Genomic DNA, 15396 nt, shown 5'->3' on the forward strand with positions numbered 1-15396 from the left:
TTGAGGCATTAAAAAAAATAAAATGACTCTATCTGACCAAGAAATAGCAAGAGCTTCTACCATGCTACCAATTATGGAGATCGCTAGAAAACTTCAAATTAATGAAGAGGATTTACGACCATATGGAAAATATATTGCAAAACTCCCTCTCCGACTTATTGATTCAGAGAAAATAAAGGGTAAAAAGCTTATTTTAGTTACTGCAATCACACCAACAGTTGCTGGAGAAGGAAAAACCACAGCAAGTATCGGGCTTTGTGAAGGCCTAAATAAAATTGGTGTAAAGACTGCCGCCGTCTTGAGAGAACCCTCTTTGGGGCCAGTATTTGGAATGAAAGGTGGGGCTGCAGGAGGCGGATACTCTCAAGTACTTCCTATGGAATCAATCAACCTCCATTTTACTGGGGACTTTGCAGCAGTAGAAAAATCACACAATTTGCTTGCGGCACTTCTAGATAATCATATTCATCAAGGCAATAGCTTAAATATAGACCCGAGAAAAATAGTTTGGAAGCGGGTAATGGATATGAATGAAAGAGCCCTTAGAGATATTGTAATTGGTCTTGGTGGTCATGCCCAAGGCGTGCCAAGAGAATCCGGTTTTGATATTACAGCTGCATCAGAAGTCATGGCTGCACTTTGCTTGGCTAATGACCTGGTAGATTTAAAAGAAAAACTAGGTAATATTATCGTTGCTTACACCTATGACAACCAACCTGTCTATGCGCGTGAACTGAAAGCCCAAGGAGCTATGACTGCTTTACTCAAACACACGATCATGCCAAACCTGGTACAAACGATAGAAGGAAATGCGGCTATCATCCATGGTGGGCCTTTTGCAAATATTGCACAAGGTTCCAATTCAATTATAGCTACAAAAATGGGTTTGTCATTAGCAGATTATGTCGTGACTGAAGCAGGCTTCGCATCAGATTTAGGTGGAGAAAAATTTTTGGATCTAAAATGTCAATACGGAAGTTTAAAGCCTGATTTGGCAGTAATAGTGGCAACAATTCGCGCATTAAAAAGTCATGCTGGAATTCCGTTTGAAAAGCTTAAAGAAGAAAATGTTGAGGCAGTAAAAAGTGGTTTAGAAAATCTTGAGAAACATATTGAAAATATCAAACATTTTATGCTTTGTCCTGTAGTTGCGATCAATAAGTTTGCAACTGACTCTGAGGAAGAAATCAAAGCTGTAATGCAAAGGTGTCAAGAACTTGGGGTAAAAGTAGCACTTTCAGAAGGTTGGGAAAAGGGAGGCGAAGGGTGTATTGGCCTAGCAAAAGTAGTACAGGAAGTTGCGGAATCTGGAAGAAGCAATTTTACTCCTCTTTACAATTTTGAATGGCCAATAGAACAAAAAATAGAAACTGTAGCTAGAAAAATTTATGGAGCATCAGATGTAGAGTACAGCTTGAAGGCCAAGCAACAAATCAAACTTTTTAATAAAATTGGTCTAGACAAATTACCAATTTGTATTGCAAAAACTCAATACTCACTTTCGGATGACCCAAAGTTGATAAATAAACCAATTGGTTTTACTATAAAAATTCGGGAATTTGACATAGCTGCTGGAGCTGGATTTATCATTCCTATCGCTGGTAATATCATGAGAATGCCTGGTCTACCATCCAAACCAGCTGCCGAGAATATTGACATTGATGCAGAGGGAAACATTACTGGATTATTTTAATAAAAAAAAGAGGCTGTCTCATAAGTCTCTTTTTAAAAAAAATGAAAGGTTACCAAATTTCTCGGGTAGCCTTTTTCTTGTTTAACTCAAAATTGTTATTTTGAGGTGTGCAAAAACAAGACTCAAATATAGTCTTTAAAGACTATGATCACAACCAGTTGATGCTCCTTCCCCACAATTTGGGTGACCTTCTTCCATCAGAGCATCCCGTCCGTGTAGTCAGCACGGTCGTAGACAAGATAAACATCCAGCCGATCTTTTCGCAGTACAGCAATATGGGAGCGAGCAGTTACCATCCCCGTATGCTGTTGAAGGTACTAATATACGGTTATCTGGAAAACTGCTATTCCTCCCGTAAGCTTGAGAAAGCTGTCCGTGAAAATATCGGTTTCATGTGGCTCTCGGGCATGCAGCGACCCGACCATAATACCATCAATCGTTTCCGGGGGGAAAAGCTCCGTGAAGTGATCCGGGAGATTTTTTCACAGGTAGTGCTCATGCTTTACGACGAAGGGCTTCTGGACATAAAAGACGTTTATACAGACGGGACTAAAATAGAGGCCAACGCCAACAGGTACACCTTTGTCTGGGGAAAGGCTGTCAAGAAGAGCAGGGAGAGGATTGCAAAGCAGCTTCAGGAGCTCTGGGATTACGCTGCCGATACGGCAAAGGAAGAACTCGGACAGCCCGAAGAGAAGTTTGAGAATCCCAGTCCCCAAAAAGTACTTGAAACCGTTGAGAAGATCAACACGGCACTACAGGGCAAAGAAGTTGATCCCAAAGTGAGACAGAAGCTCAGGTATGCAGAGAAAAACTGGCCAGGAAAGCTTGCCGAATATGAACAGAAGGAGAAGACCTTACTGGAACGCAACAGCTATTCAAAAACCGATGAAGATGCCACTTTCATGCGGATGAAGGAAGATCACATGAAAAACGGGCAGCTTAAACCCGGCTATAACCTCCAGCTCAGTACCCACGGACACTTTGTGGTCAACTATACCCTGCACCAAAAACCCAACGATACCACCACACTTATCCCGCATATCGATGCCTACCGGCAGATGTACGGAGCTTATCCCGAAACGCTGACTGCCGATGCGGGGTACGGAAGCGAGGAAAACTATGCTGCCCTCGAGCAGAACGGTACATCAGCGTATGTAAAGTATAATTACTTCCATAAGGAACTCAGAGAAGAAAACAAGAAAAACAGGGAATACAGACTACTTGAAAACCTGTATTACGACAGCCAAAAGGACAGGTGTATCTGCCCGATGGGACAGCCAATGGAAAGGAACGGTACCAGAACCAGGACAACAGCGACAGGATACAAACAAGAATACGCAAGATATACAGCATCAAAATGTGTGGGATGTCCTTTGGCTGCTTCCTGCAGGCCGGGAAAGGGAAACAAAACCATTGAAGTCAACAGGGCATTGGAACGGTATAAATCAGAAGCAAAACAAAAGCTGACCTCTCCCGAGGGAATCCAAAAAAGAAAGCAGCGGGCCACAGACGTCGAACCTGTATTCGGACACCTTAAGCAAAACAAGGGGATGAAGAGGTATGTGCTCAGGGGACTGGAAAAGGTGGAAATTGAAACAGGTCTTCATGCAATCGCCCACAACCTTTCCAGAAAGGCAGCAAAAGCAGCATAATTATCATTTTCGGGAAGATTTAAATCAAAAATATAAGAGAAACATCACCAAATCAGATAGAGTAATAAACCATGCTTTTTGACTAGAGTTCAAAAAATAAGAAGCCGATTTGTTGAAAATCGGCCTCTATTGCTAAATTAGGCTGTTTTTAAAATTTAAATTTATTCAAATTTACTTTTAAGACAGCCTCTTTTTTAATTTTTTACAGAATTATTAATTCTCGTCTTCTAATTCATATTTCAACGTTCTTCCTTTTTCTACTGCAGGAAGTCCTTCTGTCATCCAAAGTGGTGCCGGAGCTCCTTTTAGATAGTGATCAAAGAATTGAGATAATCTTATAGAAAGGTCTTTTCTGTTTTTTCTTTGTACCAAGTTATGGTCTTCTCCATTATATTGCAACAACCAAGCTGGTTGATTCAAACGTTTTAAAGCCATAAACATTTCAATACCTTGATACCACGGAACTGCTCCATCTGCATCATTATGCATGATTAACACTGGTGTTTGAACTCTATCCATATAAAATAAGGGAGAGTTTTGTAAGTAATACATTGGTTTTTCCCAAAGAGTACCACCAATTCTACTTTGTGTTTGTTCATATTGGAACATTCTGCTCATGCCTGTTCCCCATCGAATCCCTCCATAAGCAGATGTCATATTTACTACTGGCGCACCTGCTCCAGCAGCTTTAAACATATTGGTTCTTGTGATCAAGTGAGCTACTTGATAACCTCCCCAGCTTTGCCCTTGTATGGCCATATTATCCGCATCTACAAACCCTTTTGCTACAATAGATTGAACACCAGGAATAATACAATTGTAAGCACTTGGTCCTGGAAGACCTAAATCATATTTGATATCTGGAACAAACACTAAATATTCATTACTCACAAAATATGGAATATTGATCGTCGAAGCACTTGGTGCTGGAGCTCTATAATTGTGTAATCCATCGGAATTTCTCTCGTAGAAATAAACCATCATCGGATATTTCTTTTTCGGATCAAAATTCTCTGGCTTGAACAATAACCCTTGAAGTGGGGTATTGTCATTTGCTAGATAATCAACTAACTCAACAGTCATCCAGTTAACTTCATCCTGTTGCGGGTTTGCAAAAGACAATTGAGTCAACTGAGACATTTTCAAATCGGTAGCATACACATTCGCATATTCTTGAACCGTTGACCTTCTTATCGTTAAAAGATCTGCATTTTCAGCCTTATTCAAGCCAAGGTATCTATTGTCAGTAAAAATGATTTCTGAAGGAGCTTTCTTTCCATTGATATCTCCTGTGAAAAATCCATTTTTCTTATTGAATTCATGGAAAGCAGTCAGAATAAAAGGTGATGCAGGATCTATACCTTCTCTTTCTTCTGTCTCGATTCTTTGTCTTCTAAATTCAATATTTTGCTCTCTACCAGCTCCTAAAGTAATATTTTGAGGGGCTACTTTTCCTGTAGGATCTATTTTCCAAATATCATATTTATCATAGATTAAGAATCCTTTATCGTCTTTCAACCAACCCGCAGCACCATAGCTTCCAGGAAGTGAAGGAGAATCGTGCAACTCATTATAGACATTAACATCAAGGTTTTCACTTAGATTTTTAAAAGTCTTGGCAGCTATATCATAAGCTACCCATGAACTATCACTGTTATCATACCAATATGCATATTTACCTGCAGGAGATAGCTGGGCATAACCAGACAAAGCTTTTTGTATTAGTGTCTTAGAACCTGTTTCCAAATTCACCAAATAAGTATCCCTTCCAATTTGTGTGTTCCAGCTGTATTCTCTTCTATATGGAGAATCATCCGTAGCTAAAGCAATTTTTAGTTTAGATTTTGGATCATAGTTGATGTTGTAAACTTGCTCATCACCTATTTGTATAACTTTTTTATCCTTGATATTATATGCAGCAAGATAACTTCTGTTTTCCTCTCGATTTTTATTTCTCAGTTGCATCGGCTGAATTTCAGCATCTTGCCAACCCCAAATATCCAACTTTACTCTTTCTTCATCCAAAATCGTGGTGTCCGATTCGTATTCATACTCCTTATAATCTGTAGTAGTACCAAAATAAACCTGACTATCATCAGCTGAGAAATTTATCCTTCCTGATTTACTTACCATTCCACCAGCAAGAATACCAGCGGTATTTTTATCTGCTATTTTCTGATTTGAAGCCTTAGCAATGTCATAAAGATAAAGATCATAATAAGGTTTTTCAGCTTTTAAAGAATCCTCAGTAGTAATGAATGCTAAATATTTATTAGAATCTGAGATTTGAGGTGACATATAATCAGTCTTTCCAATATCTATAGTTTGCGAAATTCCAGATTTCAAATCTAAAAGAAAAATACCTGCATTTTTCAAAGTATCTTCAGTCGCCTTTACATAGTATAAATATCCACCATTTTCAGAAAACCCATAAGACTTTACACGGTCATATTCGTAGGTAGTCTTTCCATCAAATGATCTTACTAGAAGTGTTGTTCCATCAGTTTTCTTTGGCTTCTCAGGTGCTGCTACTTTTGTAGTATCGCCTTCCTCTTTTTTCACTGCTTTCTTAGGCAATTCTTTTTCAAAATGAACTGCCAGCCAATTGCCTACTTTATCTGGAGTGGCAAAAGATTTTACTCTAGATAGTTTTTCAACCGTACCTGAAGCAAGGTTAATAATAAAAAGACTATCTTTTGGCATATCATCTGCCTTTGTCTTTTTAAGTTTCAGTAATTTAATAGCATCTTTTTCAGCCACAATTCTACCTACAGCAAAATTGTTGTCATGAGAAAATGATAGCCTATTAGCTCTAGGAATTACAAATCTTTTTTGTGCATTACTGTGGCTTACAATTTCAAGTCTTCCGTCTCCGTCTTGTGGATTGACTTCAAACCCAACCCACTGACCATTTGCAGAGATTCTATCTGAAGAGACGGACTCCCATCCATCATAGTCGGCATGAGTTAGTGCTCTTTTTTGCTGTCCTTGGGTGCTTAGAACTGCAAAGAAGAAAATTAACCCTAAGAGGTATTTTGTTCTAATTATCATAATTCATTTTGTTTGAGTGAAGGCAAGTAAATAAACAATGCATAGAAAAACGCTTAGTTTTATATTAAAGGAAAAATTTGTAGATAAATCCTTCTAAAGCGTTAATTCTTTCATCTTTAAATTTTAATTACTCCCAATTGTAATTTCTTTTTCTACGTAACCTCCTCTGGTAGAAAGCAATTTCAATTTAGCTTTCACAGGTTCTTTTTGATTAACTTTCACAATGAATGAAGCGGATTTCTTTTCGCCAGCATTCGTATAACCTGTATAAATTGTTTTATCATAAAGAGCGGGTGAGGTTATCTGAACTATCGCATTTTCATATCCTTTAGTGAGTTCTTTTTCAAAATCAAGCATAATCCTATCTTCTTGAACGATCTTTACGCGTTTGGCTTGCTCAAGCGCAACGGGAAGTCCACCGGAATTTATCCAAGAAACCGACACCTCGTATTGTCCTTCAGCTATTGTCTTGACTTTGATATCTTCCAATTCAATCTGGGGAAGTTCCATTGCCATAGCCAAATTGAATAAAGATTGTTTTTTAATCCAGCCTTCTAACTGCCAAGCAGGGCCATTTTGAGAAAAGAATTTGGGATGGAATCCACCAATTTCTACCTCCCCAAGTTGCGGATGCTCAAACTTCTCCCATTCCTTGAATCCATTTGATCCATTTTCTTCATCATCCCATCTCAGCGCATCATAATCATCATATATTCCATTCCCATCATAATCTTTCATCGCGCCGTTATTCCAAAGTTCATCACCATACCACATGGCACCATAATAGAAATAACCAAAATCAGGTCCATGACCAAAAAGTGGATTTGGCTTTAACGGATCACCTGTTAGTCTATTGACTTTATATCTCGTGCTGTAAGTTTCATAAACATCTCCTGCCCAAGGGTAGCCAGTGATAGAGACTCCCATTGCATCAAATTTTTTATACAATTCTAAATCCGAAGGAAACATACTCTCTTCACTTGAGGAAGTGGATGGGGGTCTCAAATGCATAGGCACTCTTGTATCAAGCGAGTTTACAACTGAAATATTAGGATGAGATAGTAGCCAAAGAACCGTAGATCTGGTTTCGATCTCACTCAGTGGATATTCTCCTGCACCCCATTGGGTATACCCTCTTCCTGTCATATCTCCGCCAGAATCAGGTCTCCAGTTTTCGGGATAATTTCGATGTAAATCCAACCCTCCAATCCCATCTTCATTGTACTTTCCATCACCATCATTATCGATTCCTTCGCTGTACATCAGCCAATCTCCTTGACCTTCAAAGACGCGTTTCATTAGCCTCCCTTTTGGATCTCTAGGATCAATGATATAATTCGCCTTTTCCTTTTCCTCTTCAGTAACTGCTTTCTTACGCATCGAATGGATGATGCCATCGCCATTAAGATCTTCTTCTGGATCTTCATCCATCAGCCCATCTCTATCTACATCATAAGGTCTTACAGTACTTCTATTTCTTTGCTCTGTAAATAAATACATGGTTGAGCCATCAGGATTGTTCTGAGGTCTAACATAAATCGTCTTTGTATCTATTAATTTGGTGATAGCGGGATCTTTTCCATAATTCTCCAACAAATGCTGGGTCAACCATAGAACTGATTCACTACTCGTAACTTCTCCACCATGTCTTCCACCCTCAAAATAAGCTGCTGGCTTGTCTGTATGTTTTCCAGTTTTCTTATTAGTAATGGTCATTTGAAGAATCGGTCTACCTTCAAAAGATTTAGCAACTTCATATAATTCTGTGATTTCAGGATATTGCTCTGCCCACTTCTTGTACCAATGATACATGACATCGGGAGTGTGGTAAATATCAAAAGCCAGATTATCTCCAGCTTCGTATTGAACTTCAGGAAATTGATGTTTTTTGAAAAACGACTGGCCATGCCTCTCTCCTTTGACTGTATAATTTGTGGCCTTTTCATCTTGCTCAGGCCATAACTTTTCTGATTGAAAGCTATTATTTTGTGCATGTCCAATATTCAGAAGGGCTATTGAACATGTAATTGAGAGTATAAAGTGTTTCATGAATAATAAGATTGGTTAATCTAAAAATAGGGTATGGATAAAATCAATCCTAACCATTCAAAAAAAAATCCCTACCGATTTCTCAGCAGGGACTAATTATTAAACACTCTTATCATTTACCTTTTAATTATTAACTCAAAATCTGTTGCTCCATAGGTATCATACCCTGGAACTGGAAGACATTTAGGAAGTTTTCTTAAAACGTGTGCAATTCTTTGCTCAAGACCCCTATCAGCTTCCGTAAGAAATTCATATCCTACAAGTTTACCTTTGTCATTTACATTTAACACTAACCTAACTTCATCTAAAGCTGCACTATTTTTTGTTCTAAAAATGAATGGCGTATAACTATCAACCATTTCTAATGTAAACTCTGGCCAAGCCCAAGGAGAACCAAAATCTGTAGGTTCATTTTCACTTTCTATTTTATTAATTTCAAGAGTATATGTATCGGTTGAATTTAATTTCTTTAAAGTAACACTTTTGAAATCAACAGCATTTGCAGTAACTACTTCATTTTCATCACCATTAGATAGTTGTAACCCACTGGCAATTGTCACTTGTCCATAACTCAAAATGAAAGTAACGAGGAGTGAAACGAAGAATTTAAGATTTTTCATCTGCTTTGATTTCTTTAATGATTCAAAAATACAAAATAAATATTTTCAAACCCAAATTTTTGCAGTTTAAAATTTAAATAGAAAACAAAAAAGTCTTGCCATTAGCAAGACCCTTTATCAGAATATAAACCCAAATATAACTTTAGAGATTAAAAGTTTACTTTAATTTAAAATCGAATAAAAAGATAAAACTATATTATTCAATTTAATATTTGACATGAAGCGTATTCTACCAAATATAATTTACTCTTAATTCTTAGATGCCAAAATAAATGCATTTTAATCACTTTTACAAATTGAAAAAAATATTTTGCATTTTTTTAAGTATTTCATAATTTGACGGCTGATTTATTAACATACCTCTAATATAACCTCAAAATAATGGACAAAATTTTAGATATTGACAATGTAGATTTGAAAATCATTTCATTACTGAATGATGATGCAAAAACTCCATATACCGAAATCGCAAAAAAAGTATTTGTTTCTTCAGGAACAGTACACGTTCGAATGCGCAAGCTTGAAGACATGGGAATTGTTAAAAGTGCAACTTTAAATATTGATTTTTCAAAACTTGGCTATGATATTTCTGCATTCTTGGGAATTTATCTTGAAAAAAGCTCTCTTTACGATACGGTGATTGATAATCTAAAACAAATTCCAGAAGTTATCAATGCATATTACACTACAGGGAACTACAGTATTTTTGCAAAAATCATTTGTAAAGACACCAATCATTTAAGAACTGTTCTCGATAACATTCAAAAAGTAGATGGCATTGATCGGACTGAAACTTTAATTGTTTTAGAAGAAAGCATCAATAGACCAATTCAGTTTTTTGAGAAGAACAGTAAATCTCTGTAAAACAGAATTACTTTAGATTAAATCTAAATAAAAATTTATTATAAATAAACATAGATTTTTTATAACTTTTAAAATTAGGCTAGTTCTTAAAACACTAGCCTAATTTTTTATATAAACCACAACATATCAGCACATTATTATTTTTTTTATCTATTAAAGATAGATAATTTGAATCCCATTGAACAAAGTAATTTAGATAAATGTTGTATCTTCGCATGACAAAATATAATTAGTCTAAATAACTCACAAACATGAGCAAAGACAATCAAATTCTAGAAGAACTTACATCCAAAGATTATGAACATGGCTGGTCCGTGGATATGGAAGTGGATGAGGCTGCTACAGGTCTGAATGAAGATATAATCAAATGGATTTCTGCAAAAAAAGAAGAGCCACAGTGGTTGCTTGAATGGAGATTGAAAGCCTTCAAAACTTGGTTAGAGATGAAAGAGCCCACTTGGGCCAATGTCACCTACCCTAAAATTGATTTACAATCATTGAAATATTATTCTGCTCCCAAAAAATCAAACAAACCAAAGAGTTTGGATGAAATAGATCCTGAGCTTTTACAGATTTACGAACGATTAGGTATTTCATTAAATGAACAGAAAAAACTCCAAGGTATTGCTGTAGATGCAGTCTTGGACTCAGTGTCTGTCGGTACAACTTTTAAAGAAACGCTTTCTAAATTAGGAATCATTTTTTGTTCATTTAGCGAAGCAGTTAAAGAGCATCCTGATCTAGTAAAAAAGTATTTAGGTTCAGTCGTACCCATTACGGATAATTATTATGCTGCATTAAATTCCGCAGTATTTTCTGATGGTTCATTTTGTTACATCCCTTCAGCCGTCAGATGCCCGATGGAATTATCTACCTACTTTAGGATCAACGCTGCAAATACAGGTCAGTTTGAACGTACTTTAATTATAGCAGAAGAAGGTTCTTATGCATCTTATCTAGAAGGATGTACTGCCCCACAAAGGGATGAAAATCAGCTTCATGCTGCAGTTGTTGAAATTTATGCTGCTAAAAATGCTGAAGTCAAATATTCAACTGTTCAGAACTGGTTTCCAGGAGATAAAAATGGAAAAGGTGGAATTTATAATTTCGTGACCAAAAGAGGAATTTGTGCAGGAGACTATTCTAAAATCTCTTGGACACAAGTTGAAACAGGTTCTGCAGTTACTTGGAAATACCCTTCATGCATTTTGAAAGGAGATCATTCCATTGGTGAATTCTATTCAGTAGCTGTCACTAACAATTATCAGCAAGCTGATACTGGTACTAAGATGATCCACATTGGAAAAAACACCAAATCAAGAATTGTTTCTAAAGGTATTTCTGCTGGAAAGTCTCAAAATTCTTACAGAGGCCAAGTTCAAGTAATGAAACGTGCTTCCAATGCGAGAAATTTCTCTCAATGTGATTCTTTACTTATGGGAGATAAATGTGGTGCACATACCTTCCCATACATAGATATTCAAAACCCAACCGCTAAAGTAGAACACGAAGCAACTACTTCAAAAATTGGTGAAGATCAGCTTTTTTACTGTAATCAAAGAGGAATAGCTACAGAAGATGCAGTAGCATTAATCGTCAATGGATATGCCAAGGAAGTTTTGAATCAATTACCAATGGAATTCGCAGTTGAAGCACAAAAACTCCTCGCACTTACTTTGGAAGGATCAGTAGGATAATATCTTAATTGAATAATTTATATTGAATAGAAACAAAATGTTAACGATAAAAAATTTACATGCCTCAATAGAGGGGACTCCAATACTTAATGGAATTAATCTAAAAATCAATGCTGGAGAAGTTCATGCGATCATGGGGCCAAATGGATCAGGAAAATCTACATTAGCTTCAGTTTTGGCTGGTAGAGAAGAATATGAAATAACTCAGGGTGAGGTAACTTTCAAAGGAAAAAATCTTTTAGACCTTTCCCCAGAGGATCGAGCTAGGGAAGGTGTTTTCTTAGCATTCCAATACCCGGTGGAAATTCCAGGTGTAAGTTCTACAAATTTTTTAAGAACCGCTGTAAATCAAGTTAGAGAATATAGAGGATTAGATCCATTGGATGCGGTAAAATTTCTTTCAATTATGAAAGAAAAAATGAAAGTAGTTGAAATAGATCAAAAACTATTAAGTAGATCTTTGAATGAAGGTTTCTCAGGTGGTGAAAAGAAAAGAAATGAAATCTTTCAAATGGCTATGCTAGAACCAACTTTGTCTATTTTGGATGAAACGGATTCTGGTTTAGATATAGATGCATTGAGAATTGTTTCAAACGGCGTAAATCAGCTAAAAACGTCTGAAAATGCAACAATTGTAGTGACACATTATCAAAGATTATTGGATTATATCGTTCCAGACTTTGTTCATGTTCTTTACAATGGAAGAATTGTAAAATCTGGCACAAAAGAGCTGGCGCTTGAGTTGGAAGAAAAAGGATACGACTGGATCAAAGAGGAAGCAGACGCGGCTTCTGTTTAATATCCTTTCACTATTCAAAGAATCCATAACATGACAACTATTACTAAAAATAAGTTAACAGATTTATTTCTGACAAATATTCCGCAATATTCAAGCTTTGAAGACTTGAGAAACTCAAGTCTTGAGTTTTTGAAAAAGAATGGGTTACCCCATTTAAAAGAGGAAGAATATAAATTTACGCAAATCAGTAAAAAGCTTGAGCAAAATATCACAGCTTTTACTCCTTCAAAAAACATTTCAATTTCTTCATCGGATGTAAAATCCAACCTTTTCGAGGGTTTTGATGGAGATGTTATTGTTTTCAATAATGGTCTATTAGACACTCAATTATCTTCTATTTCTTCAAAAAATTATAGCTTTTCAAAATTATCTGATTCAAAATCTGAATTATTGGGAAACATAGCCACTTTCGAAAGTGACCCTTTCACTGCGCTCAATAATATAGGATTTGAAGACGGACTTCATATTCAAACAGCTAAGGGTAAAAAAGTAGAAAAGCCAATTGCATTTCTACTTTTCAATCAAGCAAATGAAGGACAGATAATTCAGCCAAGAATCTTGATTGAAGTAGCAGAAAATAGTGATGTTACCTTTATCGAAAATACGATCTCAGCTGATGAAGAAGCCTATTTTTCTAATGCAGTAGTTGAAGTGAAAGTTGCTCAAAATTCGCATGCTTATTACTATAGATTGCAAAATGAAAATAGAAAAGCTATTTCTGTAACTAATTTCGCAACTGATATTCACAGAGATGCTACTTTCACCTCTGTGGCTCTACAGCTGCAAGCTGACATGTTAAGAAATAACCTAACCTTAAATTTATTAGACAAAGGCTGTGTAGGAAACATGTATGGCCTTTATCTGCTCAATGGAAAAACCCATGTAGATAACCACACCAATGTTGATCATACAAAGCCAAATTCAGATTCTAATGAATTATATAAAGGTATTTTGACAGACTCTTCAAGAGGTGTGTTCAATGGTAAAATATTTGTCAGACAAGACGCACAAAAAACCAATGCCTTTCAGCAAAACAACAATATTCTGCTTTCTGAAAATGCTATAATCAATACCAAACCACAACTAGAAATCTGGGCAGATGATGTAAAATGTTCACATGGTTGTACAACTGGTCAGCTCGATGAGGAAGCTTTGTTTTACTTGCAAGCAAGGGGAATAGGAAAAGAGCAAGCTAGAGGCTTACTGTTATACGCAGTAGCTGGTGAAGTCTTAGAACACATTGCTTACGAACCATTTAGATCATATTGTATCCAACTTATAGAAGAGAGATTGGGTAGCAATTTTTAAAGATTACCTATGTCATTAAATATCGATCACATCAGAAGTTTATTTCCAGTACTTCATCAAGAAGTAAATGGCAAACCTTTGATTTATTTTGACAATGCTGCGACGACACAAAAGCCCTTGGCTGTTATAGAAGCTTTGTCCGATTATTACAAAACAGACAATTCTAATATTCATAGAGGAGCGCATACTTTAGCTGATAGAGCTACGCGTTATTATGAAAATACAAGGGTAGTTTTACAATCATTTATCAACGCTAAGGAAGTCGAGGAAATTATCTTCACAAAAGGTACAACAGAAGGAATCAATTTGATCGCTTCTACATTTGGAAGAAAGTATATCAAAGAAGGTGATGAGATAATCATTTCTACGATGGAGCATCATTCCAATATTGTTCCTTGGCAGATGCTGTGCGAGGAAAATGGTGCAACTCTGAAAATCATACCAGTTAGCGAGGAAGGTGAATTGGATATGGATGCTTTTGACAAAATGCTTTCTTCAAAAACCAAGCTAGTCAGTATCGTTCATGTTTCCAATGCACTTGGTACAATCAATCCTGTAGAACAAATCATTGAAAAAGCTCATGCTGTTGGAGCAAAAGTGCTTCTCGATGGCGCACAATCTACCAGCCACTTGGAAGTAGATGTGCAAGACCTTGACTGTGATTTTCTTGTTTTCTCTGCCCACAAACTTTATGGACCGACTGGTCTTGGGGTAATGTATGGGAAAAGAGAAATTCTGGACAGCATGCCACCCTATCAAGGAGGCGGTGAAATGATTAAAGAAGTGTCTTTTGCAAAGACAACATATAACGAACTTCCTTTCAAATTTGAAGCAGGTACTCCCAACATAGGTGATGTGATTGCTTTTGGTAAAGCTCTAGAGTTCATCAACGAACATGGTAAAAAGTCAATCAAAACGCATGAAGATGAGCTATTGAGTTACGCAACAGAAGAATTGAATAAAATAAAAGGATTTGTTCCAGTAGGAACTGCAAAAAATAAAGTCAGCGTTATTTCTTTTAATATTAATGGTATGCATCCTTTTGATGTAGGAATGATGCTTGACGCAAATGGAATTGCGGTAAGAACTGGACATCATTGTACACAACCTTTGATGCAAAGATTCGGAATTGAAGGAACTGTGAGAGCATCCTTCTCTGTTTACAATACCAAATCAGAAATTGACAGCCTTGTTGCTTCAGTCACTAAAATTGCAAAAATCAAAAATAAATGAGCATTCAAGACATTCAAAATGAGATAATCAACGAATTCAGCATTCTTGGTGATGACAGAGAGTCGACCATTTATTACATTATGGAATTAGGTAATAAACTCCCTGAAATGCCAGATTCTCATAAGAGTGAGGAGAATATCATCAAAGGATGTCAATCAAAAGTTTGGTTAACAGCTAGTGAAGAAAATAACAAAATCAACTATTTGGCTGATTCTAATACGGATATTACTAAGGGTTTGATCAGTTTGTTAATCAGAGTGCTTTCAGGCAGATCACCAGAAGAAATCATCAAAGCAGACCTAGATTTTATAGGAAAAATCGGAATGGGGAATATCATTGGATCACAAAGATCAAATGGACTTGCTGCGATGATTAAACAAATGAAAATGTACGCAATAGCCTATCAGGCTAAACTTAACGCATAATT

The 15396-nt window shown here is 36.5% G+C and carries 11 protein-coding genes; 8 read left to right on the forward strand and 3 right to left on the reverse strand.

What is annotated here, in order from left to right:
• Positions 1-22: 22 nt before the first annotated feature.
• A complete protein-coding gene (locus tag BELBA_RS17025) occupies positions 23-1693 on the forward strand; it encodes a formate--tetrahydrofolate ligase (RefSeq protein WP_014773915.1) in 1671 nt (556 codons plus the stop codon).
• 107 nt (positions 1694-1800) lie between these two features.
• The gene (locus BELBA_RS17030) at positions 1801-3348 is read left to right on the forward strand and encodes an IS1182 family transposase (RefSeq protein WP_014771983.1); all 1548 of its coding nucleotides are present in this window, start codon (positions 1801-1803) and stop codon (positions 3346-3348) included.
• Positions 3349-3561: 213 nt separating this feature from the next.
• Here the strand turns inward: BELBA_RS17030 and BELBA_RS17035 are convergent, their stop codons facing one another.
• The 3 genes from BELBA_RS17035 to BELBA_RS17045 form a co-directional block, all read right to left on the reverse strand.
• Positions 3562-6399, reverse strand: coding sequence for a S9 family peptidase (locus BELBA_RS17035; protein WP_014773916.1), 2838 nt, complete (start codon positions 6397-6399; stop codon positions 3562-3564).
• A 123-nt stretch (positions 6400-6522) separates the two neighbouring features.
• On the reverse strand, positions 6523-8448 hold the full coding sequence (locus BELBA_RS17040; protein ID WP_014773917.1) for a M14 family metallopeptidase: 1926 nt from the start codon (positions 8446-8448) through the stop codon (positions 6523-6525).
• A 116-nt stretch (positions 8449-8564) separates the two neighbouring features.
• Complete coding sequence (locus tag BELBA_RS17045; protein ID WP_014773918.1) at positions 8565-9068, reverse strand: hypothetical protein; 504 nt, start codon at positions 9066-9068, stop codon at positions 8565-8567.
• 381 nt (positions 9069-9449) lie between these two features.
• Between BELBA_RS17045 and BELBA_RS17050 the strand changes: the two genes are divergently transcribed.
• The 6 genes from BELBA_RS17050 (at position 9450) to BELBA_RS17075 (ending at position 15394) form a co-directional block, all read left to right on the forward strand.
• The gene (locus BELBA_RS17050; RefSeq protein ID WP_014773919.1) at positions 9450-9932 is read left to right on the forward strand and encodes an Lrp/AsnC ligand binding domain-containing protein; all 483 of its coding nucleotides are present in this window, start codon (positions 9450-9452) and stop codon (positions 9930-9932) included.
• Positions 9933-10183: 251 nt separating this feature from the next.
• On the forward strand, positions 10184-11629 hold the full coding sequence (gene sufB, locus BELBA_RS17055; protein WP_014773920.1) for a Fe-S cluster assembly protein SufB: 1446 nt from the start codon (positions 10184-10186) through the stop codon (positions 11627-11629).
• Between the two features lie 37 nt (positions 11630-11666).
• Complete coding sequence (gene sufC, locus BELBA_RS17060) at positions 11667-12428, forward strand: Fe-S cluster assembly ATPase SufC (RefSeq protein ID WP_014773921.1); 762 nt, start codon at positions 11667-11669, stop codon at positions 12426-12428.
• A 30-nt stretch (positions 12429-12458) separates the two neighbouring features.
• On the forward strand, positions 12459-13736 hold the full coding sequence (sufD, locus tag BELBA_RS17065) for a Fe-S cluster assembly protein SufD (protein ID WP_014773922.1): 1278 nt from the start codon (positions 12459-12461) through the stop codon (positions 13734-13736).
• 9 nt (positions 13737-13745) lie between these two features.
• Positions 13746-14969, forward strand: coding sequence for a cysteine desulfurase (locus BELBA_RS17070; RefSeq protein ID WP_014773923.1), 1224 nt, complete (start codon positions 13746-13748; stop codon positions 14967-14969).
• Positions 14966-15394 (forward strand): SufE family protein, encoded by a 429-nt coding sequence (locus BELBA_RS17075; RefSeq protein WP_014773924.1) that lies wholly within the window; start codon positions 14966-14968, stop codon positions 15392-15394. Before BELBA_RS17070 ends, BELBA_RS17075 begins: the two co-directional genes overlap by 4 nt.
• Positions 15395-15396: the final 2 nt, after the last annotated feature.

It is taken from the genome of Belliella baltica DSM 15883, from assembly GCF_000265405.1.
GTDB lineage: Bacteria > Bacteroidota > Bacteroidia > Cytophagales > Cyclobacteriaceae > Belliella > Belliella baltica.